This is a genomic window from Streptomyces sp. NBC_01717 (assembly GCF_036248255.1).
Classification (GTDB): domain Bacteria; phylum Actinomycetota; class Actinomycetes; order Streptomycetales; family Streptomycetaceae; genus Streptomyces.
In genome coordinates this window covers 661,730-681,709 of record NZ_CP109178.1, presented here as the reverse complement: position 1 = coordinate 681,709, position 19,980 = coordinate 661,730, and the positions used below count along the sequence as shown (strand labels likewise).

Here is a 19,980-nt window from a genome sequence, read left to right as displayed (position 1 = left end):
AGATCGGTTTCCATCTTTTGTCTGGAGTCAAAGTGACCACTCTCGAAGGCGCCGTCGTACTCGTCACCGGCGGCAACCGCGGTATCGGCAAGGCGATCGTGGACGAGCTGCTCACCCGCGGCGTGAAGAAGGTCTACGCCACCGCGCGGAACCCGCAGCCGAGCACCGACGCCCGCGTCGTACCGCTGGCTCTGGAGGTCACCGACCTCGCCTCGATCGAGGCGCTGGTGGCGGCAGCGCCCGACGTCACCGTGCTGATCAACAACGCCGGCAGCAGCGCACCGGACACCTACCTGGACGTGCCGATCGAGGACATCAGGAACGTCTTCGAGACCAACTTCTTCGGCCCGCTCAATGTGACCCGGGCCTTCGTCCCGGTGATCGAGCGCAACGGCGGCGGCCACATCCTGAACGCGCACTCGGCACTTTCGTGGATCGCTCGGCACGGCGCGTACTCCGCCACCAAGGCCGCGTTCTGGCTGCAGACCAACGCCATCCGGCTTGAACTGCTTGACCGCGGCATCGGCGTGACGGGCCTGCACATGGGATACGTCGACACCGACATGACCGCGGAGGTGACCCAGCCCAAGTCGAAGCCGGCCGACATCGCCAAGGAGGCGCTGGACGGGATCGAGAAGGGCGCGTTCGAGGTGCTCGCCGACGAGACCTCCCGTCAGGCCAAGGCCGCCCTGTCCGGCGACATCACGAACTTCTACCCGGAACTCAGCGCCTGACCGGCCTCTTGCCTTCGTCGGCCGAGGGACCAGCGGGCCACACGCCGACGCCGAGGTAGCGAGGGCGGGCGCCCGACCGACTTCAACACGGCGATCTACCGTCGCCGCAACGAAGTCGAGCGGGCGATCAATGCCTTCAAAGGCTTCCGGGCCGTGGCCACCCGCTTCGACAAACGGGCCTTCCTCAGCCCTCTACTCGCACGTCCCGGGCCGACGTGCTGTGCCTGCCGAGCGGATGAGCCCGTCAGTCCGAGGAAGTCGTGTGGCGCGGTGGCCGTGGGCCGCCGCGCCACAGGTGCGGCGTCTCGGGTGTTGCTGGGTCAGCTTGCGCTGCAGCGGGTTGGCCGGTTCGCCCGACGGGACAGCAAACTCCCTGGTCGACGGGTTTCGACAGCGATCCTTTGACGGGTTCTCTCAGCCGGCGATGCGGGCTGTGGCGAGGTCGGCGAGAAGCTGGTCCACGGTCTGGTCGGGCGTCTGGTGCGACGTGTCCAGCCAGAGCCCGCGACGCGGGGTCTCCCGGCGCAGGGCTGCGTCGGGGATGCCTACGGTCCAGGGGCCGCCGTAGCCGTTCTTGGGGCGGTTGGCCTCGCGTGACGCAACCGCTTCGGGCGTGGGGGCTCCGTGAGCGCGACCCGGTCGTCTGCCACAGGCTTCAAATCGCTTTTCGCGTGAAGCGTTGCAGGGCTAGTCTTCGGGCGGCGAGTGACCCCCACAAGGAGCTGAGACATGCCCGGTCGTCCGAGCGCGCGTTGACGTCGTAGGCCGTGATCGGCCAGTCATCGCGTGCTGCCCTGGATGCGCGGCACGGCGAGCCATCCCCCGTCCGAACCGTCGGCGCACCTGTCGTGCGACGGATGGCGGGACCCGTCTTCGGCAACCCAAGGGGTCTGTGTGCCGTCCGCTTCCTCCGCTGTACCCGATTCCGGCCGAACCGGTCTGCCAAGCCTGTGGCGGGACGGCGACTTCCGCAGGCTCTGGGCGGGCCAGACGGCCTCCCAACTCGGCGAGCACGGAAGCCTGGTGGTCCTGCCGCTGATCGCCGTGTTGACGCTCCACGCCGAAGCCGACCAGCTGGGCGCCCTCCGCGCGGCTGGGCAGGCACCGATTCTGCTGCTCTCGCTCTTCGTCGGCGCGTGGGTGGACAGGTGGCGGACCCGCACGGTCATGGTGCTGGCGGACCTCGGACGGGCCCTGGCGCTGGGCGCGGCAGCGGTGGCCGGCCTCCTCGGCGGGCTCGGCCTGCCGGCACTGTTTCTGGCGGCCTTCGCCGTCGGGGCACTGTCCGTGTACTTCGATGTGGCCTACCAGGCCTCTCTCGTACGGCTGGTGAAACGCGATCAGCTGGTGCAGGGCAACAGCGCGCTCGAGGGCAGCCGGTCAGCGGCCCAGATCGGCGGCCCCGCCCTCGGCGGCGCGTTGGTGTCCCTGCTGTCCGCGCCGATCGCCGCCGCCTCCAGTGGGCTGTTCTTCGCTCTGTCCTTCCTGACGATCCGGCGGATCCGTCGCCGCGAATCGACCCCGGAGCGCTCGGAACGTCCCCCTCGGGTGTGGCGACGGATCCATGAGGGCCTCCGGTTTGTCGGCGGCCATAACTTGCTGCGGACCGTGGGCCTCGCCTCGGCCGCATTCCAGTTCTCCTTCGCGGCCATGATGACCGTCTATCTGCTTTTCCTGCCACGGGAACTGCACCTGTCGGGCACCGCCGTCGGTCTGGCGCTCGCGGCGACGGGGCCGGGCGCGCTCCTGGGCTCACTGCTCGCTGCCCGACTCCCCAACCGGTTCGGTTACGGCGTGGTGCTTGTGTCCGCGGCGGCGCTCGGCGACGGCGTACTGCTCTGCGTACCTGTGCTCCATGGCCCCTCCGCGGTGACGATCCCCGCGCTCGTTGCCGTCAACTTTGTGTTCGGGGCCTTCGGCCAGTTGGTGAACGTCACGGTCATGGCCGTCCGGCAGGCCGTCACCCCGGACGGGATGCAAGGCCGCGTGGCCGCGACGATCACGTTTGTCGGCATGGGCCTGACCCCGTTCGGCTCGCTGCTCGGAGGCCTTCTCGCAGGGGAGTGGGGCTTGCGTACCAGCTTCCTGGTGACGGCCGGCGGCATGATGCTGTCCCCGGTGCTGATGGCTTTGTCCCCGCTCGCACGCCTGGGGCGGGCGCTTCCGGACATCGGTCACGTACGGCCTGCTGTTCTCAACTGCCCTGTCAATGGCGGCTGAGCACTTCAGAGGTCCAGTGCCGCCGCCAGCCGCCGCCACTCCTCCCGGGGCAGACCGGCGCGATCCTCAACCGTGGACAGCACTTGTACAGCGACGTGGTCGGCGCCGGCGTCGAGGAAGGCGTCGATTCGTTCGCGTACCCGCTGCTCGTCGCCCCAGCCGAACAGGGCGTCGACCAGTCGGTCGCTGCCACCGTTGGCCAGGTCGTCCTCGGTGAAGCCGAGCCGGAGCCAGCTGTTGGTGTAGTTGGGGAGCTCCAGGTAGAAGGCCAGCAACCCGCGGGCGGCAGCCCGCGCGCGATCCGGGTCGGCTTCCAGGATCACGGTGAACTCGGGGGCCAGCAAGGGCCCCTCGCCGAGTGTCTCTCGTGCCTGAGCCGTGTGCTCGGGGGTGACCAGGTAGGGGTGAGCGCCCGCGGCGCGGTCGCGGGAGAGCTCCAGCATTCTGGGGCCGAGCGCGGCCAGCACCCGGCGGCCGGCCGGGACCCCCGCGGCGTCGAGTGCGTCGAGATAGCCGGTCATGGCTGCGTACGGGCGCTTGTACTGTTCGGCGAGCTTCGCGTGGCTGACGCCCAGCCCCAGCAGGAAGCGTCCGGGGTGGGCGGCCTCGAGGGCGGCCCACCGTTCGGCGGTGTCCTGCGGTTCGTGCTGCCAGATGCTGAGGATGCCCGTTGCAACGGTGATCGACCGGGTTGCTGCGATCAGCGGGGCCGCGTGCTCCACGCCGCTGCTGCCGCCGAGCCAGAGGGCGCCGTAGCCGAGCTCCTCCAATTCCGCCGCAGTTTCGGCACGTTCGGTTGCGCCGGAGGGATCCGGATCGCGCAGCCCGGTGTTCCACAGGCCGTACCGGCCGATTGCCTGCGCCTGCGTGCTGTTGCCGCTGAACCCCATGGGCCCATCTCCTGCCGTAAGGTCGACCGAAGCGTGACGCCCGTCGACTGCACTGAAGTTTGACATCCGTCGTACCAAACCACGCGAAGTGATCTCCGTATTCCGCCGGGCGACGGCGTGTCCCGTCCCGTGCGGTCATGGATTCAGTCCGTCAATGCCTGCGTCCGGCGAGCTGCTGCGCGACCTGGACGTGGTGGCGTCCGTGGGCGACGCCCAGGCGCTGCTCACCACCGTGGGGTGGCGGGCGAGCCGTAACGGGGCGCGGCTCATCGCGGTTTACGCCTTTGACACCGCCGTCTTGGCGAACTCGTCGGTGATCTATGGCAATGGAGGAATGCGCCCTGCACTCCGTTATAGGTCGGCGTGGGGAGGCTGGTAGGCCAGCTGGACCTGAAGCGGCCTGATACGCCGGCCGGTGAGCATCGCGCGGCCGGGTGGCAGGCGAGACGGAGTCACCGAACCGATCAGCGCCCCCTCGGACTTGTCGCCCGAGAGCGTGAGCCCGTGCGCCCCCTGCTCCCGCAGGTACTGCATGACCGGTTCATACATCGACCGCCCGGCCCCCGCCGAATTCCGGCACAGCACAATGCGCAGCCCGATGTCCCGCGCGAACGGCAGGTAGTCCAGGAGCGGGTGGAGGGGGTTGCTCGAGGTGGTCGCAACGAGGTCGTAGTCGTCCACGAGGAGGAAGACGTCGGGTCCCGTGTACCAGCTCCGGTGACGCAGCTGCTCCGCAGTGACGTCCGGCGGGGGCATTCGCTTCTCCAGGAAGCCGACCAGGCCTTCGATGTAGGACTGAAGGTCCACGCCGTTGCGGACGTACTTCGTCACGTACTCCGAGGGCAGCTCGCCCATCAGCGAACGCCGGTAGTCGACAACGACCAGTTGTGCTTCCTGAGGCGTGTACCGCTTACTGATCCGCTGGGCGAGCAGCCGCAGCAGCGACGTCTTTCCGGACTCGTTCTCCCCGAAGACGACCAGATAGGGGTCGGTATCGAAGTCGACGCCGAAGGTGAGCAGCTGCTTCTCGTCGACGCCCAGGGCGAGTTCCCCTTTGGAGCGGCCGAAGTCCGACGGGAGCGCTTCCGCGGGCACCTGCGTGGGCAGGACACGCACGGGCGGGGCGCCGGCCTCCGTCCACTGGGACCGGATGGCCTCGACGAGGTCCGCTGTGGCCTCTGTCAGTCCGGTCGTGGTGCTCGCACCGCCGCCGACCCGCGGCACGGCGGCCAAGAAATGGAACTTGTCGTGGGTCAGACCACGGCCCGGGGCGCCGACCGGGACATCCGCGGCCGCCCTTCGTGCGAACTGCGAGTCCATCGGGTCGCTGAGACGCAGCTCCACCTGGGTGCCGAAGTAGTCCCGCAGCGCTGGGCGGACGTCGGCGTAGCGGTTGGCTGCGAGCAGCAGGTGCACGCCGTAAGCGAGGCCGCGTGCCGCGAGGTCGGCTACGGCCTCTTCCAACTGCTCGTACTCGTAATCGTGCTTGAAGGTCGACCAGCCGTCGATGACCAGGAAGACGTCGCCCCACTGTTGGTCCGGCCACTTTCCGGCCGAGCGCCCCCTCCGGTACGCGGCCATGGAGTCAATCCCGTGGACCTGGAAGAACTCCTCCCGGGAGGAGAGTACGCCGGCGACCTCTGCGACTGTACGTCGTACGTACTCCGGGTCGAGTCGCGAGCTCACACCCCCCACATGCGGCAGGTTCTGCAGCTGCTGCATGCTCCCACCGCCGAAGTCCAGGCAGTAGCACTGGACTTCGGACGGGGTGTGGGTGAGGGCGAGCGCGCAGACGACGGTACGAAGCAGCGTCGACTTGCCCGTCTGGGGTGCGCCGACTACCAGGCCGTGCCCGGCCGCACCCGAGAAGTCGAGGTACATCAGATCGCGGCGTTGCTGGTCGGGACGGTCTACGAGCCCGGCCGGTACCCGGAGCCCGCCGAGCCCGTCGTACGCCGGAGGGTGCAGTCCGCGCTCCGGCGTGGCGGCCAGTTCCGGCAGCAGCTCGTCGAGGGTGGCCGGCACGTCCAACGGAGGCAGCCAGACCTGGTGCGCGGGTGGCCCCTGGCCCGTGATCCGTCCGACCAGCACGTCCAGCAGACTGTCGGCGAGGACGTCGTCGTCCGCGGTGGACGGAGGCCCTCCCGGCGCATAGGGGGCCGAGACGTACGCGGCCCGGAAGCGGGTCATCTCGTCGGTGTCGTACTTGAGATAGCCGGAGCCCGGGACCGGCGGCAGGTGATAGGCATCCGGGACGCCGATGGCCCTCCGGGACTCGCTGGCGGAGAAGGTCCGCAGGCCGATCCGGTACGAGAGGTATGTGTCCAGGCCGCGCAGCTTGCCCTCCTCCAGGCGCTGTGAGGCCAGCAGCAGGTGCACACCGAGCGAACGGCCGATACGGCCGATCTGGACCAGGATCTCGATGAAATCCGGCCGGGCGGTGAGGAGTTCGGAGAACTCGTCGATCACGATGAGAAGCGTGGGAAGGGGGGCGATCGGGGCGCCCGCCGTGCGCGCCTTCTCGTACTGGGCGACGTTGGGATAATTGCCCCCCATCCGCAGCAGTTCCTGGCGGCGGACGAGCTCGCCGCCGATCGTGTCTCTCATGCGGTCCAGGAGGGTCAGATCGTCGGCGAGGTTGGTGATGACTGCCGAGACGTGCGGCAGGTCTGACATGCCGGCGAAGGTGGCACCGCCCTTGAAGTCGGCCAGGACGAAATTGAGCGTCTCCGACGAGTGCGTGACGGCGAGGCCGAGGACCAGCGTGCGCAGCAGTTCCGACTTGCCGGAGCCGGTGGCGCCGATGCACAGGCCGTGTGGCCCCATCCCGCCGTGAGCGGCCTCCTTGAGGTCGAGCACAACGGGTCGGCCGGCCCCGTCGACCCCGATCGGCACCCGCAGTCGCTCCTGCGGTGGGCGCTGCCGCCAGGTGCGGGCCACGTCGAACTGCTCGGCGTCGCCGATGGCGAGCAGTTTCGTGAACGGAATGTCGGTGCGGGGCGGGGGTGTCGAGTCAGGCTGCACGCCGAGCCAGCGTTCCCGCATCCGCTGGGTCGTCTCGGCCAGAGCCCGCCGGGCCTCCACGGAACTGTTGACCTCCTCCAGGTGGGGCACGGCCGCGCGGAAGCGCCGACGGCGCGACAGGGCCCAGCCGATCCCGAGCCTCGCGGAGAGAGCCGCGTCGATCTGGGACTCCGACGGGTCCTCCAGGGCGAGTTCGACACGGGTGCCGAGCAGGCCGAGCAGACTCTTGCCGAAGTCGCTCCACCGCCGGGCGGAGACGAGGAGGTGAACTCCGTAGTTGAGGCCGGTGTTGGCGAGCCGGTGAACCTCTTTGGCGAACTCGGGTATCTCATAATCGAAGTCGAGCCAGCCGTCGATCACGAGGAAGACGTCGCTGCTGTGGTCGTGCGGCAGCCTTCCCGCTGCCCGCAACTCACGGAACTCCTCGATGGAGTCGATGTCCAGGTCCCGGAACAGAGCCCGTCGGGCGGCGACGGCGTCCTTCAACGCTGTGAGGACCTCCGCGACGGCCTCGTGCTCGTGTGCGGCGGCGACCATCTTCACATGCGGCATCGCCCGCAGCACACCGAGCCGGTTGACGGCTCCCTCCAGGAGATAGAACTCCGCCTCATGCGGTGTGTGGCTCAGCGCCAGCGACATCGCGAGGACACGCAGCAGCGTCGTCTTGCCGCTGCCCAGCCTGCCGACGACCGCTGCGTTTCCGTCCCGGCTGGAGAGGTCAAGGCACATGAGCTCGCCACCGGAGCCGGCCGCCGTCCGGCCGATCGGCACCAGGAGCCGGGACGCGCCCTCCCACGAGTCGCAGATGAAGCCCCGGTCCGGGGTGTCGACCGGGGGCGGGAGCAGTGTCCCCAGTACCAGCTCGTCCGACCGTGTCCCCTGCAAGGACAAGCCGGTGGACGGATCGGTGTGGACCGCGTACGCGAGGGCGACATGCCCCTCGCACTGGCCGGACTTGGTAGGCGTCTGTTGCGGGCCGCTCTGATTGAGGACGGCGTCATGCACATACGTGTACAGCTCATCCGGTGTGATGACACCGTCACGGTTCAGATCGGCCAGTCCGGTGCTGAGCCCCTCGTTGACCGCGGCGGTGAAGCGTGACCCGGGCCGGGCGTTTTCCTGGGTCAACTGGCCGCCCTCGTAGGCGTACTCGAGCGCGGTGGACGCGGTGATCACGAAGGTACCGCGGCCGACCAGGGCCGCCTCCACGTCGACCGGTGCGGGAGACATGGGGGTGCCCCGGTGGAACAGGCCGCTGTAGCAGCAGTCGAGGAGCACGATCTTGGTGCGGGCCTCGCACGCGTCCAGGAGTTGGTGGATGAGGTCCGCACGGACGGCGGTGGTGTGTGGACGGCTCAGGTCCGTGGCCGTGGTCGCGAAGAACAGCAGATCGGCGTCGTTTCTGACGCCGTGACACGCGAAATAGAGCAGGACCAGGTCGTCGGGCGCGCGATTGCTGAGCAGCGCCTCGATCTCCCCCTCGATCTCCCCCTTGGTCCGGTTGGTGAGCGTACGGACGAAGTCGAAGCGGCCCACCGCCTCGTCCTTCAGCAGGGCTTCCAGTTCGTCGGCGCCGCGCGCCGGTGCACGGAGCTGGCTGAGGCCCGGGTCGGCGTATCCGTTAGTCGCGACCAGCAGCGCGATCCGGCGTCCCGCCATCACTTCCTCCCGGCTCCCCGCTGCCGCCGTCCGTGCCGACCCCTGCGGCGATCCGCGCGGCCACGACCTCGACCAACTTGTTCTGGTCCTTCGCGGACAGCGCCTGGAACGCGCCCCTGTTGCCGTCGAACTCCCATTCCACGGAACGGCCCTTCGAGCGCTGGATGTAGGCCACCAGTACGTTGCTCATGGCCTTCAGCGCCGCCGTTGAGAAGGCACCGCTGACGACGAGGGCGCCGATCTCGTACCCCGCGGAGGCCATCGAGCCGGCCGGTGCAGGAGCCTCCTTGCGCTCCACGTGGAACAGGCCAAGCGTTCGCAAGTCCCGGTACAGGCTGCGCACTTGGCGCTCCACCTGCTCATCGGACGCCGAGGGTCCGGCATCTACTCGGAGCACCAGCTCGTACACCCGCGCCTCCCCGGCAACGCAGTTCACCGTCGACAGTTGATCGTATAGCGAGTCCGGCGCGCCGTGTGAGTCAATCGCTGTCCACTACTGATTCCCAATGTCGCTGTCCAGCCCGGCTGGTGACTGGCGTCGTCGGGTCGGGCCGGACTGGAAGAACGGGTTGGTGGGCCGATGTCGAAGGACCGACCGCCGCGCGGGAGTGCGCACCAGACCTTCAGGCGGCGTGCGAGGGCCGGCCCGCTCGCTCTGCTCCGGGCTCTACTCAGGCAGACAGCCACGCACGATGGACGCGATCACGTCGTCCAGTCCGTGCTCGGCGACTTCTGGTGGCAGCATGCCGCTCACGGTCAGGCCGGCATAGCCGTGCAACGCCGCGAAGACCGGAAGAGCAACACGTTCCAGCACCCGTTTCGCACCTCGCCGCGAGGCCCGCACCAAGGACGGCTTCGTGATGCAGTTGGGCACCAACCACCTGGGCCACTTCGCCCTGACCAACCTGTCGCTGCCACACATCACCGACCGCGTGGTGACCCTCTCGTCCACCGCTCACAAGACCCCGGGCAGTCCCCGCATCCACTTCGACAACCTCGACCTGACCGGCGAGTACGCGCCGATGGCCGCCTACTGCCAGTCCAAGCTCACAAACCTGCTCTTCACGCTGGGGCCCCAACGACGGCTCGTCGCGGCGGGCTCGCCCGTACGCGCGCTGGCCGCGCACCCCGGCTGGGCCGGCACCAACCTCCAGGGAAACGACGCCAGCTCCCTGCGGGGCGTCTTCCTCCGGCTGGGCAACCGGCTGATCGCCCAGGACAGCCGGGCCGGCTCGCTGCACACCCTGTACGCCGCCGTCCAGGACCTGCCCGGCGCGAGCTTCGTCGGCCCCGACGGCAGGTTCGAAAGGCGCGGCGCGCCGACCCTGGCCGCTCGCTCGCAGGCGGCCAGTGACACGGCCGCCGCCCGACGCCTGTGGACCGTCTCCGAGGGGCTGACCGGCATCACCTTCCCCGACCCGCCATGACAGCGCGGGGGGTGAGAAGCCTGACGTCACCCTTCCAGGCCGAGCCGCCCCCTGCTTGCGCACCTGGTCGGGCTCGCACGCCCTCGGCATCGCCCGACGGTCCCCACCGGGGCCCGATCCGCCATGGCCGGGGGTGGGCCGTGGTGGGGGAGCGCTCGTCAGGCGGGCCGCAACTCGAACCAGTCGAAGGCCGCACTGCCGTGTGTGGCGTACATGCCGATGACGCGTCCGGTGAAGCCCCCGGCAACCTCGGTGGTGAGGTAGCGGCCGTCGAGTTCGGCGAGGACCTCGAAGTCGCCGCCGGGCGTCTCATACCCCAGACGGAGGGTGTCGGGGCCGCCGACGCGGAGGCCGGGCGGGACAGCGTGCTCCGGGTCCGTGCTGCGGAACGTGACGGTGGGTGGCAGTACATCCGTGGTGGTGACGTCGATCCGCAGGGTCACGGGACCGGACGGCACGGTCTGTTCGGCGATGGTGTGGCGCAGCGGGCCGATCCTGGCGACCGCGCGGACCGTGCCGTTGCCCGTCTCCACCTGGTAGTGGTGTGCCTCGTCCAGCCGTACCGCGAGCCCGCCCCTGCCGCTTTCGGCGACTTCGACCAGCGAGCGCGCGCTGCAGTCGGGGTCGCGCTGGCGCCGTCCCACGAAGAGTGCGCCGGGCTTGTCGAGGCTGTCCGCGCGAGCGTGCAGCACCAGGTGGCCCGGCCGCTCGTCGAGGCGAACGGCGGTCGTGTCGTGTCGCCTGAGCGACACCCAGCAGGGTGCGAGTGTGGTGGAGTCGAAGTCGTCCCGGTGCGGTTCGTCCGGCCAGGGATGCGGCGGCAGCGCCGGAGCCGGCGCGCGCAGCTCCAGTGGTCCGGGCAGCGGCCACTCGTCCTCCCACCGCACCGGTACCAGGAATGTTTCCCTGCCCAGACCGTGATACATGGGTGTGTCACCGCGGGGCCTGGTGCCCAGCAGCACCATCCACCATGTGCCGTCGTGTGCCTGCACCAGATCGCCGTGGCCGGTGTTCTGCACCGGGTGGCCGGTACTTCGGTGGGACAGCACGGGGTTGGCCGGGTGCGGTTCGAACGGCCCCGGCAGTGTGCGGGCCCGGGCGACCGACAGGGCGTGCCCGCGTTCCGTTCCGCCTTCCGACAGCAGCAGGTACCACCAGTCGCCGACGCGGTACAGGTGCGGGCCCTCGGGATACTGCAGCCCGCTTCCCGACCACATCGCCACTGGCTCGCCCAGCAGTTCGCCTGTTTTCGGCTCGATCCGCACCCCGCGGATGCCGTCCGACGAGAACACGCACCAGCAGTTCCCCTCTTCGTCCCAGGCGAGGTCGGGGTCGATGCCCGGTACGTCGACCGGCACCGGATCCGACCACGGTCCCGCGGGGTCGTCCGCGGTCACCAGGACGTTGCCCGCCCCGGCGACCACGGTCGTGATCAGCCAGAACCGGCCGTCGTGGTATCGCAGCGTGGGCGCGTACACCCCTGTGGAGGCCGGGGCCGTGTCGGGCAACCCCAGCTGCGAGGGCCGGTCCAAGGCATGCCCGATCAACCGCCAGTGCACCAGGTCACGGCTGTGCCACAGCGGTACGCCGGGTACGTACTCGAAGCTGGACGTCGCCACGTAGTAGTCGTCACCGGCCCGGCAGACGCTCGGGTCCGGACTGAAGCCGGGTATCACGGGATTGTCGAAGAACGCCATGTCCGTCCCTGAGGTGTGGTCGGGCCGCGGGGAACTTCCCTCGCGGGGTGATGAAGTCCGGTGGACGGCTGTCAGGGGGGCGCGCTACGGGAGCCGGTCTCCGGGCAGCCCGGCGGGTGCCTCGGAGGGCAGGTCGGCAGGCACGGAGGCGGAACTCACTGCGGGAAACCCCCTAGGCGTGCGGTGGTTCGGCGACGGCTGGTGGCGACCGGGCGCGGCAGAGCCGAAGCGGGCCACATGTCCAGGATCGTTGAAGCGCTTCGAAACTGGCATATGGGCCAGTGAGATGTCAACGACCCATCATGAACTGATGAATTAGGCCTACTTGAGATGCCAGTGTCGCATCTCATTCTTCCCATGCAAAAATCCATCGATAGCCTTCGCCGCGACGTCGAAGCGCTTCGATGGGATCACCTGCCGGCCGGCGCCGACGCCTACTTCGGGACGTTGCTGGAGGGCTCGCGCGGTGAAGAATGGGCTCGGGACGTGGAGGACCCGGCAGACGCCCGGGGGCGTCGACCCTGACCTTCCCTACGTTGAGGTCCCCAGGATCTCTCGGATGACGTGCCGGGCGTTGGCCGAAATGATCGGATTGGTCGTCCGGTAGTACGGAAGCTGGATGACCGCCATGGACAGCGCCCAGCCCCGGCTGCGGGCCCAGGTCGCATCGTCCACATCCGCCGCTTCGCGGTACACCCGCCGCACCGGGGCGGGCAGCAGGTTCCAGGCCGGGATGAGGTCGGTGGCCGGTTCACCCATCCCCACGGTGCCGAAGTCGATGATTGCCGAGACGTGGTCGCCGGCGAGCAGCACATTGCTCGGCATGAGGTCGGAGTGCGTCCAGCAGGCCGGGCCCGTCCACAGTGGTGCCGCGAGCGCCTCCTCCCAGGCCGCGGTGATCTCGTCGGCGTCGAAGGGTTCGTCGGTGCGGCGCAGCGCTTCGATCGCTGCCCGCATCTCCTGATCCTCGGCCATCAGAGGCTTGCCCCGGTGCGCGGGCGGTCCGCCGGGGAGATCGATCTTGCGGATGGCGACGGCGAATTCCGCGAGGTCACGGGCCACGAGTTCGGGCTCGGCCAGATCCCCCTCGACCGGGTTGCGACCTTCGATCCACCGGTGCACTGCCCAGACCAAGGGGTACCCCTCACCCGGGGCGCCGGTCGCCACCACTTCCGGGATCGGCAGTGGCAGCAGCGGCGCCAGCCGGGGGAGGAGCCGTGCCTCCATCGTGATGGCCTCGGTACCGCCGGCGCGCAGCGGCAGCCGGACGGTCAGGTCCTCGCCGAGCCGGTAGATCGCGTTGACCGTGCCTCCGGAGGCGAGCCGGGTGATCGGCAGGTCCGCCCACTGGGGGAACTGAGCACGCAGCAGCCGCCGGACCAGGTCGTCGTCGGTCTCCGCTTCGTCCGCGTGTATCTTGCCCATGTTCCTCCCAGATCTCTCCGTTCCTGCGGTGATCGTCGCATAGTCGGACCATGCCCCGGAGCCCATATCCGCCTGCCGCGCTGCCGGATCAGGGCCAGTGGCGGAAGCCGGTCCTCGTCGTCGAGGAAGCCCATGCGCCCCGATCGGTCAGTTGTCCAGGCGCCGCTTGCCGAGCCGGCCGACGACGGCAGGGTCGCGGTGGTCGAAGAACAGCGAGCCGCCGGTGTCCAGGGTGGTGATGGACGCGATCTGGTCGTCGGTGAGTGCGAAGTCGAAGACGTCGATGTTCTCCGCCATGCGCTCGGTGCGCACCGACTTGGGGATCGCGACGACGCCGCGCTGGACCAACCAGCGAAGCGCGACCTGAGCCACGGACTTTCCGTGCTTCTCGGCGATCTCGCTCAGGACCGGGTGGGTGAACAGATTGTTGCGGCCCTCGGCGAACCCGCCCCACGACTGGATCTGGACCCCGTGCTCGCGCATGAGCTCCTGGTCGGCGGTGCGCTGGAAAAACGGGTGGGTCTCGATCTGGTTGATCGCGGGCGTGACGTCGTTGTTGACGATGAGGTCGACGAGCCGGTCAGGTTAGAAGTTGGCGACACCGATCGCCTTGATGCGGCCCTCGCGGTAGAGGTCCTGCATGGCGCGCCACTGGCCGTACACGTCGCCGTAGGGCTGGTGCATCAGGTACAGGTCGAGGTAGTCGAGGCCGAGCTTGTTCAGCGACGTCTCGAAGGCGCGCTCGGTGTTCCCCTGCGCAGGCGCGTCCTGGATCCACAACTTCGTGGTGACGAACAGCTCTTCGCGTGGGACGCCGCTTTTCTTGACCGCGCGGCCGACGGCCTCCTCGTTCTGGTACGCGGCGGCGGTGTCGAGCAGCCGGTAGCCGGCCGCGAGAGCGTCGGCGACGGCCTGCTCGGTCTCCTCCGGGGGGATCTGAAATACGCCGAAGCCCAGGATCGGCATGTCGATGCCGTTGTTCAGGGTGACGGTCTGCATCGAATTTTCCATTTCGCGGGTGATGGGGGGTGGGGGCCGGCCAGGGGTCGGCCAGAGGCCGGCACCGCGTGGGTGGCAGTCCTGGTCAGAGGGTGATGAGGGCCTTGAGGACGCGGCGGTCGGCCATGGACCGGTAGGCGTCCGGAACCTGGTCGAGGGAGAAGCTCTTGTCGAAGACGCGGCCGGGGGCGATGCTGCCGTCCAAGACGTCCGGCAGCAACTCTTCGATGTAGGCGCGGGCCGGGCTCGCACCGCCCGTGAGGGTGATGTTCCGCATGATCATGGACGGGCCGACGGGCCCTTCCTCGTACTGTGGGACGCCCAGGCGGCTGACGGTGCCGCCGTCGATGACCGCGCCGAGAGCGGTCTCCAGCGTCTGGCGGGTGCCGACGGCCTCGATGACCTTCTCGACGCCGTCGCCGCCGGTCAGGTCCCGTACGCGGGCGACGCCTTCCTCTCCGCGCTCGGCAACGACTTCGGAAGCGCCGAACTCGCGGCCCAGGTCGGTCCGATCGGTGTGTCGCCCCATGAGGATGATCTGCTCGGCACCGAGCCGCCTGGCGGCGATGACCGCGCAGAGGCCGACCGCGCCGTCTCCGACGACCAGCACGGAGTCGCCGTGGCTGACGCCCGCCGTGACGGCGCCGTGGTGGCCGGTGCCCATCACGTCCGACAGGGTCAGCAGCGAGGGCAGCATGGCGGAGTCGGCGCCGACGGGCAGTTTGACCAGGGTGCCATCGGCCTGCGGGACGCGCACCGCCTCGCCCTGGCCGCCGTCCACGCCGTCAATGCCGTACCGGCCCCCATGACGGCACGAGATGTGCAGGTCCCTGGCGCAGAAGTCGCAGGTGTTGTCGCAGTACGTGAACGGGGTGACGACGACGTCCCCGGGCTTGACGGAGGTGACCCGTGGACCGGTCTCCTCCACCACGCCGAGGAACTCGTGTCCCATGGGGCGGCCGGTGTCGGTGGCGGGCATCGACTTGTAGGGCCACAGGTCGCTGCCGCACACGCACGACAGGACGGTGCGCACGACGGCATCGGTGGGCTGCTGGATCTTCGGGTCGGGACGGTCCTCGATCCGGACGTCTCCGGCTCCGTACATCACTGCTGCACGCATGAAAGGTGCTCCTGCTCTGGAGGATTCCGCCGCTCGCGGCGGAGAGGGGGCGTTTCTATGAGGTTCGGCCTGGCACTGCCGGATCGGGGCACGTCCTGGCACCGGGGCCCAAGGGGCACCCCCACTGGAAAGACGTGAAGTGGCGACGTCATCCACCGTGCCGCCCCGCGCGCCGGACAGGCAGGCCGGGTCATGCCGGGGAATGGCGTTCAGGGGTAATGACAGGGCCCCCCAGCACGCACGCCATACAGGTCAGAGGGTGTGAGACTGAAGTACATGGCATCCGAGGACAGCAGCAGTGACGGCGGTTCCGAGCTGGGCCGGTTTCTGCGCGCCCGCCGCACCCAGACCACGCCCGACCAGGTCGGCCTCACCGTCGGCGTGGGCCTGCGCCGTACCCCGGGTCTGCGCCGCGAGGAGCTGGCCACCTTGGCCGGTATCAGCATCGACTACTACGTCCGCCTCGAACGTGGCAAGGAGACCCGCCCCAGCCCCTCCGTGCTCGACGCCCTCGCCCGCGCCCTGCAGCTGGACGACCAGCAGCACGACCATCTGCGACAGCTGGCCGCCCGTGCCGCCCGTTACGCGCCCGAGCCGCCACCCGCACCGAGCCGCACCGTCCGCCCTCACCTGAAGCTGCTGCTGGAGACGCTGCGCCCGAGCCCGGCGTACATCGTCAGCCGCAGTATGGACATGCTCGCCTGGAACCCCGGAGGGCTGGCGCTGTATGCGGGGCTGGACGACTGGCCCGCCAAGCAGCGGAACCTCGCCCGCTATTTCTTCCTGCACCCCACGGCCCGCAGTCTGTTCCCCGACTGGGACAAGCAGGTCCGCGCCTGCGTCGCCCGCCTGCGCGCCCTGGCCGGAACGGCGCCCGACGCCCCCGACCTGACTGCCCTCGTCGGTGAACTGCTGCTTAAGAGCCCTGACTTCGCCAAGCTGTGGGAGCGCTACGACGTCACCGGCCGCAAGCCGGCGCACAAGACGTTCCACCACCCGCACGTCGGCACGATCACGCTCGCCGCCCAGTCCATGCAGCTGGAGGGCACCCCGGGCCAGCGTCTCGGTGTCTACGTCGCCGAACCCGGCACTCCCGACCACGACGCCATGCTCCTGCTGGACATGACCGCCCCCCAACCGGTAGCGCGCCCGGCTGCGACCGACGAGGCGAACCCGCACACACCGTCCTGACGCCATGCGTCGAAGCACGGTGGGCCCTCTGCCGCTACGACCCGCGGCTCTGCCCCGACCACGCGCCGTCCGCCGGCACGCCCCTGACCTCGTCCAAGCTCAGGCCGAGCGCGGTCAGCCGACGGATTCGGGCCGGCTGGGCGAACGCTTTGGTGGCATGTTGTTGGTGGCCTTCATCGTCGTCAGGTGCTGACTTCGAGAGGCTGTCGAGAACGTCGGCGGTGGCGCCGTTCCAGGGCGAGCCTCGGGAGGTCAGCAGGTCGGCGGGCCCGTAAGTACGGCACTCAGGCGCGGGGCTCGAAATGCCGAGTGGCGGTAGGCAGGCCACCGACCGCTGATTGGCTCTCGCTCCGGAACGGCTCGCCGGGGAGACTGCAGATCTGCTGCCGTTCTTGCTTTAAGGAGATGTGATGCAGGTAGCCGTGGTCACCTTTGACGGGTTCAACGAGCTCGACAGTTTCATCGCTTCCGCGCTGATCAACCGGTGCCGTAAGGACGGCCTGGAAGCCTTCATTACGACACCGACGCCGGTGGTCACGTCGATGAACGGCGTCGAGGTGACCGGACAGCGCCCGCTGGAGTTCGTGACCGAAGCCGACGTCGTGCTGATCGGCAGCGGGGTGAAGGCGCGAGACGTGGTCGCCGACGACCGGCTGATCTCCAGGCTGCTGCTCGACCCTTCGCGACAGCTGATCGGTGCGCAGTGCTCCGGCGCACTGGTGCTCGCCAGGCTCGGGTTGCTGGATGGCATGCCGGCTTGCACGGACAGCAAGAGCCGGCCCTTCGTCGAAGCCTGTGACGTCACCGTGCTGGACGCGCCGTTCCACGCCGAGGGGAACATCGCTACGGCGGGTGGTTGCCTGGCGTCCCAGTATCTCGCCACGTGGGTGATCACTCGAATGCTCGGGGAGGACGCCGCGCGCCACGTCATCGACTACGTGGCTCCGGTCGGCGAAAATCAGGAGACTGTCGGGCGCGCCATGCGTGCTGTCCACGCGGGCGAGGTTGCACTGCACTGAGACCGTTCCTAGCCAGTGCACACAAGTGAGTCCTGGACCCACTGCTGCGTGCTGGGTGCATCCCGAACGGTGTTGGATGCACTGGGTTCCCGCTTTCGCTTCCCGCTCGGCGACGGCCCTCCAGGGGGCCGGTCCGTTGTGGGTGGGCGGGTTCCCTCACGTCCCCGGTCGCCTGGTTCGGCCTGGGCGGTCCGATGCCCCGCACGATCACTCCGGTCGTGTGGGGGCGGTGCCGTCCGACGCCGGACCGGGTGTCCAAGGGCGCGTCTCCCGATCGCGATACCGGCGGCATCGTGACGGGACATCTTTCGGTGTGGGGTGGTCAGTGGTTTCTGCCAGTGCTGCGCACCCCACAGGCTGGTGTAGGCCGGGTCGACCGCGACGACGCTCAGGCCGTGCTCGGCGGCCATCGATACCAGCCTGGCCTTGAGCTTGCCGGTGGGCATGCCGGAGATGAGCTGCCTGAACTGCTTGCGGCCCCCGTGCTTCTCCCGGGTTTTTTCGGCGGTGAAGTCGAGGTTTTCGATGCCGATCGCGGCGACACCGGCACGCACCGCCCAGTTGATCAACCGGGTCAGGGCGTGGCGGATCTGTGCGTCGCGGTGGCCGGCGGTCCCGGACAGGTCGTAGCCGAAGCGGTGCGGGTCGCCGACCGGGTTGCCATGTTGGTCGAGCCGGTAGGCGGCGAAGTGGTCGGCGTTGGTGTCGACGCCGATCACGCCCCGGGCGCATGCGGCGGCGAGCGGGATGGTCTGCACGGCGGGGCGTTGCCAGGATGCGGTGAGGTACCAGCGGCCGCGCTCCGTGTCGAGGTGGATGCGGTAGGCGACGGCCCGGTTCGCGGTGATGCGGTCGGCCCACTCCGCGCCCCGGTGCGCGAACGCCACGGTGGCGGTGAGGACGTACCGGCCGTTCCGGGTGTTGGCCAGGTGCGCGAGCGGAACGGGCAGCTTGATGGACACTTCGCCGTCCGGGGTGACGCGGATCGGCTCGTTCCCGAACCGCTTCCCCGACTCACCATCGGCAGCGATGAACCAGCGTTCCGCCTCCCACCGCTCCCGCCAGTGCTCCTCGCTCAGCTGTGCCTGGGCGAGGTGGTGGCGGGTGTTGAAGAGACGTTTGCCGCCCCGTACCACCCGGACCCGTCCGGCCTGCCAGTCGGCGACAGCAGCCGTGTGCCGCGCCTCCAGCATCGCGAGGCGGCGGGACTTGCGGAACCACTCGTTCTTCGACCGATAGCCGCCCGCGGCCCGCTTGGTCCCCTTCTCCCCGAGCGGGAGGGACAGGCGGTGTCGCAGCGTCTTGATCCCGGCCGCCAGCTTCTGGATGTGCGCCGCCTGGCAGCGGCGCGCCAGCGCCCACTGATCGTGGGTGGCCTTCGTGATCGCACCCGCGATCCGCGACGATGACACCCCGGTCAGTTCCCGCTTGCGCGCCGCCCAGGTGTCCGCATTGTGCTCCAGACCGTCCGCGCAGCGAGCCTTGAGATCACGGGAAGCCAGCGCACCCTGGTGCGCACCGACCGCACGCAGCACCCCCTCGTCCTGGGGGGTGAGGTGCTTGAGACGGTCCCGGATCGCCACCCCGCACGGCCCGGACGCCACGAAGGATGCCGTCAGCTTCCGTGAATCACCCACCACATCACCCCCTCAAGGACACCCGCCATCCAGTCAACGAGCAGCAGCCGCCAAGGTCACCCATTCGGCTCCAGAACTCCCGTTCCCACCCCCGCCAATCCACCCACAGGACTCACTTGCGCTCACCACTACTCACTTCAGCTCAGTAAACCGACAGCAGCTCACCACCCCCCCGCCATCAACCTGTCGCGGCCGCCTGCAAGAGATCTGCGGTGTTGAGGCGGGCGGTGTATCCGGCGATCACCGCGTATGACGTCTCCCGCGGTCACCGCGCTCACGCCTCCTTTTTGGCGTCGATCTCGGCGATCAGGGCCTCGATGCGGGTCTTGATCTCGTCGCGGATCGGACGGACGGACTCGACGCCCTTGCCCGCCGGGTCCTCCAGCGCCCAGTCGAGGTACTTCTTGCCGGGGAAGATCGGGCAGGCGTCGCCACAGCCCATCGTGATGACGTAGTCGGACGCCTGCACGGCCTCGGTGGTGAGGATTTTCGGCTTCTGGTCGGAGATGTCGATGCCGAGTTCCTTCATGGCTTCGACCGCGGACGGGTTGACCTGGTCACCCGGGATGGAACCGGCGGAGCGGACCTCGATCCGGTCGCCCGCGAGGTGGTTCAGGAATCCGGCGGCCATCTGCGAGCGACCGGCGTTGTGTACGCAGACGAAGAGCACGGAGGCGAGCGGGGCGGAGGGCATCGATTCGTCCTTCACTGTGTGGATCGAGTGGTTCAGTCGGCGGTGCGGGACGGAGGTTCAAGCGCTCGGCAGCCGATGGCGATGGCGTTGTCGGCTGCCTGGATCACCTCGTCGGTCAGCGGCTTGCGGAAGCGATGGGCCACGTCGGCACCTGCCTCGTCATGGCCTGCGCGACCACCGGCCGCGGGCCGAACGGGGTATGAGGACCAAGTCATGACAATCCGCTCGCTGGGGTTCGGGTCCC

Annotated in this window: 13 protein-coding genes and 3 pseudogenes; 6 read left to right on the top strand and 10 right to left on the bottom strand. The window is 69.1% G+C overall.

The window, feature by feature from the left end:
- Nucleotides 1-32: 32 nt before the first annotated feature.
- The 3 genes and pseudogenes from OHB49_RS03360 to OHB49_RS03350 all read left to right on the top strand — a co-directional run bounded on the left by OHB49_RS03360 (nucleotide 33) and on the right by OHB49_RS03350 (nucleotide 2,954).
- The gene (locus tag OHB49_RS03360; protein ID WP_030980625.1) at nucleotides 33-734 is read left to right on the top strand and encodes an SDR family oxidoreductase; all 702 of its coding nucleotides are present in this window, start codon (nucleotides 33-35) and stop codon (nucleotides 732-734) included.
- 69 nt (nucleotides 735-803) lie between these two features.
- Nucleotides 804-914 (top strand): annotated as a pseudogene (locus OHB49_RS03355) (IS5/IS1182 family transposase); the annotation flags it as partial.
- 714 nt (nucleotides 915-1,628) lie between these two features.
- The gene (locus OHB49_RS03350) at nucleotides 1,629-2,954 is read left to right on the top strand and encodes an MFS transporter (RefSeq protein ID WP_329157766.1); all 1,326 of its coding nucleotides are present in this window, start codon (nucleotides 1,629-1,631) and stop codon (nucleotides 2,952-2,954) included.
- 5 nt (nucleotides 2,955-2,959) lie between these two features.
- Here the strand turns inward: OHB49_RS03350 and OHB49_RS03345 are convergent, their stop codons facing one another.
- From OHB49_RS03345 to OHB49_RS03330, 4 genes are all read right to left on the bottom strand, one after another.
- A complete protein-coding gene (locus OHB49_RS03345; protein WP_329157765.1) occupies nucleotides 2,960-3,844 on the bottom strand; it encodes an LLM class F420-dependent oxidoreductase in 885 nt (294 codons plus the stop codon).
- A 351-nt stretch (nucleotides 3,845-4,195) separates the two neighbouring features.
- Complete coding sequence (eccCb, locus tag OHB49_RS03340) at nucleotides 4,196-8,527, bottom strand: type VII secretion protein EccCb (protein WP_329157763.1); 4,332 nt, start codon at nucleotides 8,525-8,527, stop codon at nucleotides 4,196-4,198.
- Nucleotides 8,490-8,936, bottom strand: a complete 447-nt coding sequence (locus tag OHB49_RS03335) for a hypothetical protein (protein ID WP_329157762.1) — start codon at nucleotides 8,934-8,936, stop codon at nucleotides 8,490-8,492. Before OHB49_RS03335 ends, eccCb begins: the two co-directional genes overlap by 38 nt.
- 258 nt (nucleotides 8,937-9,194) lie before the next feature.
- Nucleotides 9,195-9,341: a hypothetical protein gene (locus tag OHB49_RS03330; RefSeq protein ID WP_329157761.1), complete on the bottom strand. Its 147-nt coding sequence runs from the start codon at nucleotides 9,339-9,341 to the stop codon at nucleotides 9,195-9,197.
- 19 nt (nucleotides 9,342-9,360) lie between these two features.
- Here OHB49_RS03330 and OHB49_RS03325 point away from each other — a divergent pair.
- A pseudogene (locus OHB49_RS03325) lies at nucleotides 9,361-9,954 on the top strand (oxidoreductase); the annotation flags it as partial.
- 158 nt (nucleotides 9,955-10,112) lie between these two features.
- On the opposite strand, the gene OHB49_RS03320 reads toward OHB49_RS03325, so the two are convergent.
- The 4 genes and pseudogenes from OHB49_RS03320 to OHB49_RS03305 form a co-directional block, all read right to left on the bottom strand.
- A complete protein-coding gene (locus OHB49_RS03320; RefSeq protein ID WP_329157759.1) occupies nucleotides 10,113-11,651 on the bottom strand; it encodes a glycoside hydrolase family 43 protein in 1,539 nt (512 codons plus the stop codon).
- Between the two features lie 531 nt (nucleotides 11,652-12,182).
- The gene (locus OHB49_RS03315; RefSeq protein ID WP_329157756.1) at nucleotides 12,183-13,076 is read right to left on the bottom strand and encodes an aminoglycoside phosphotransferase family protein; all 894 of its coding nucleotides are present in this window, start codon (nucleotides 13,074-13,076) and stop codon (nucleotides 12,183-12,185) included.
- A 147-nt stretch (nucleotides 13,077-13,223) separates the two neighbouring features.
- Nucleotides 13,224-14,075: pseudogene (locus OHB49_RS03310) on the bottom strand (aldo/keto reductase).
- 85 nt (nucleotides 14,076-14,160) lie between these two features.
- On the bottom strand, nucleotides 14,161-15,195 hold the full coding sequence (locus OHB49_RS03305) for a zinc-binding dehydrogenase (protein WP_329157754.1): 1,035 nt from the start codon (nucleotides 15,193-15,195) through the stop codon (nucleotides 14,161-14,163).
- 276 nt (nucleotides 15,196-15,471) lie between these two features.
- On the opposite strand from OHB49_RS03305, the gene OHB49_RS03300 reads away from it, so the two are divergent.
- Together OHB49_RS03300 and OHB49_RS03295 are read left to right on the top strand one after the other, a co-directional pair.
- Nucleotides 15,472-16,386 (top strand): helix-turn-helix transcriptional regulator, encoded by a 915-nt coding sequence (locus OHB49_RS03300; RefSeq protein ID WP_329157752.1) that lies wholly within the window; start codon nucleotides 15,472-15,474, stop codon nucleotides 16,384-16,386.
- A 410-nt stretch (nucleotides 16,387-16,796) separates the two neighbouring features.
- Nucleotides 16,797-17,405, top strand: a complete 609-nt coding sequence (locus tag OHB49_RS03295; RefSeq protein WP_329157751.1) for a DJ-1/PfpI family protein — start codon at nucleotides 16,797-16,799, stop codon at nucleotides 17,403-17,405.
- Nucleotides 17,406-17,413: 8 nt separating this feature from the next.
- On the opposite strand, the gene OHB49_RS03290 is transcribed toward OHB49_RS03295, so the two are convergent.
- Together OHB49_RS03290 and OHB49_RS03285 are read right to left on the bottom strand one after the other, a co-directional pair.
- On the bottom strand, nucleotides 17,414-19,045 hold the full coding sequence (locus OHB49_RS03290; RefSeq protein WP_443079481.1) for an IS200/IS605 family accessory protein TnpB-related protein: 1,632 nt from the start codon (nucleotides 19,043-19,045) through the stop codon (nucleotides 17,414-17,416).
- Nucleotides 19,046-19,316: 271 nt separating this feature from the next.
- Nucleotides 19,317-19,736, bottom strand: coding sequence for an arsenate reductase ArsC (locus OHB49_RS03285; RefSeq protein ID WP_030979159.1), 420 nt, complete (start codon nucleotides 19,734-19,736; stop codon nucleotides 19,317-19,319).
- Nucleotides 19,737-19,980: the final 244 nt, after the last annotated feature.

Excerpts from the sequence above, each read along its gene's own strand:
- OHB49_RS03305 (WP_329157754.1), bottom strand. The coding sequence starts at position 15,195 with ATGCGTGCAGCAGTGATGTACGGAGCCGGAGACGTCCGGATCGAGGAC.
- eccCb (WP_329157763.1), bottom strand. The coding sequence starts at position 8,527 with ATGGCGGGACGCCGGATCGCGCTGCTGGTCGCGACTAACGGATACGCC.
- OHB49_RS03345 (WP_329157765.1), bottom strand. The coding sequence starts at position 3,844 with ATGGGGTTCAGCGGCAACAGCACGCAGGCGCAGGCAATCGGCCGGTAC.
- OHB49_RS03295 (WP_329157751.1), top strand. The coding sequence starts at position 16,797 with ATGCAGGTAGCCGTGGTCACCTTTGACGGGTTCAACGAGCTCGACAGT.
- OHB49_RS03300 (WP_329157752.1), top strand. The coding sequence starts at position 15,472 with ATGGCATCCGAGGACAGCAGCAGTGACGGCGGTTCCGAGCTGGGCCGG.
- OHB49_RS03320 (WP_329157759.1), bottom strand. The coding sequence starts at position 11,651 with ATGGCGTTCTTCGACAATCCCGTGATACCCGGCTTCAGTCCGGACCCG.
- OHB49_RS03285 (WP_030979159.1), bottom strand. The coding sequence starts at position 19,736 with ATGCCCTCCGCCCCGCTCGCCTCCGTGCTCTTCGTCTGCGTACACAAC.
- OHB49_RS03315 (WP_329157756.1), bottom strand. The coding sequence starts at position 13,076 with ATGGGCAAGATACACGCGGACGAAGCGGAGACCGACGACGACCTGGTC.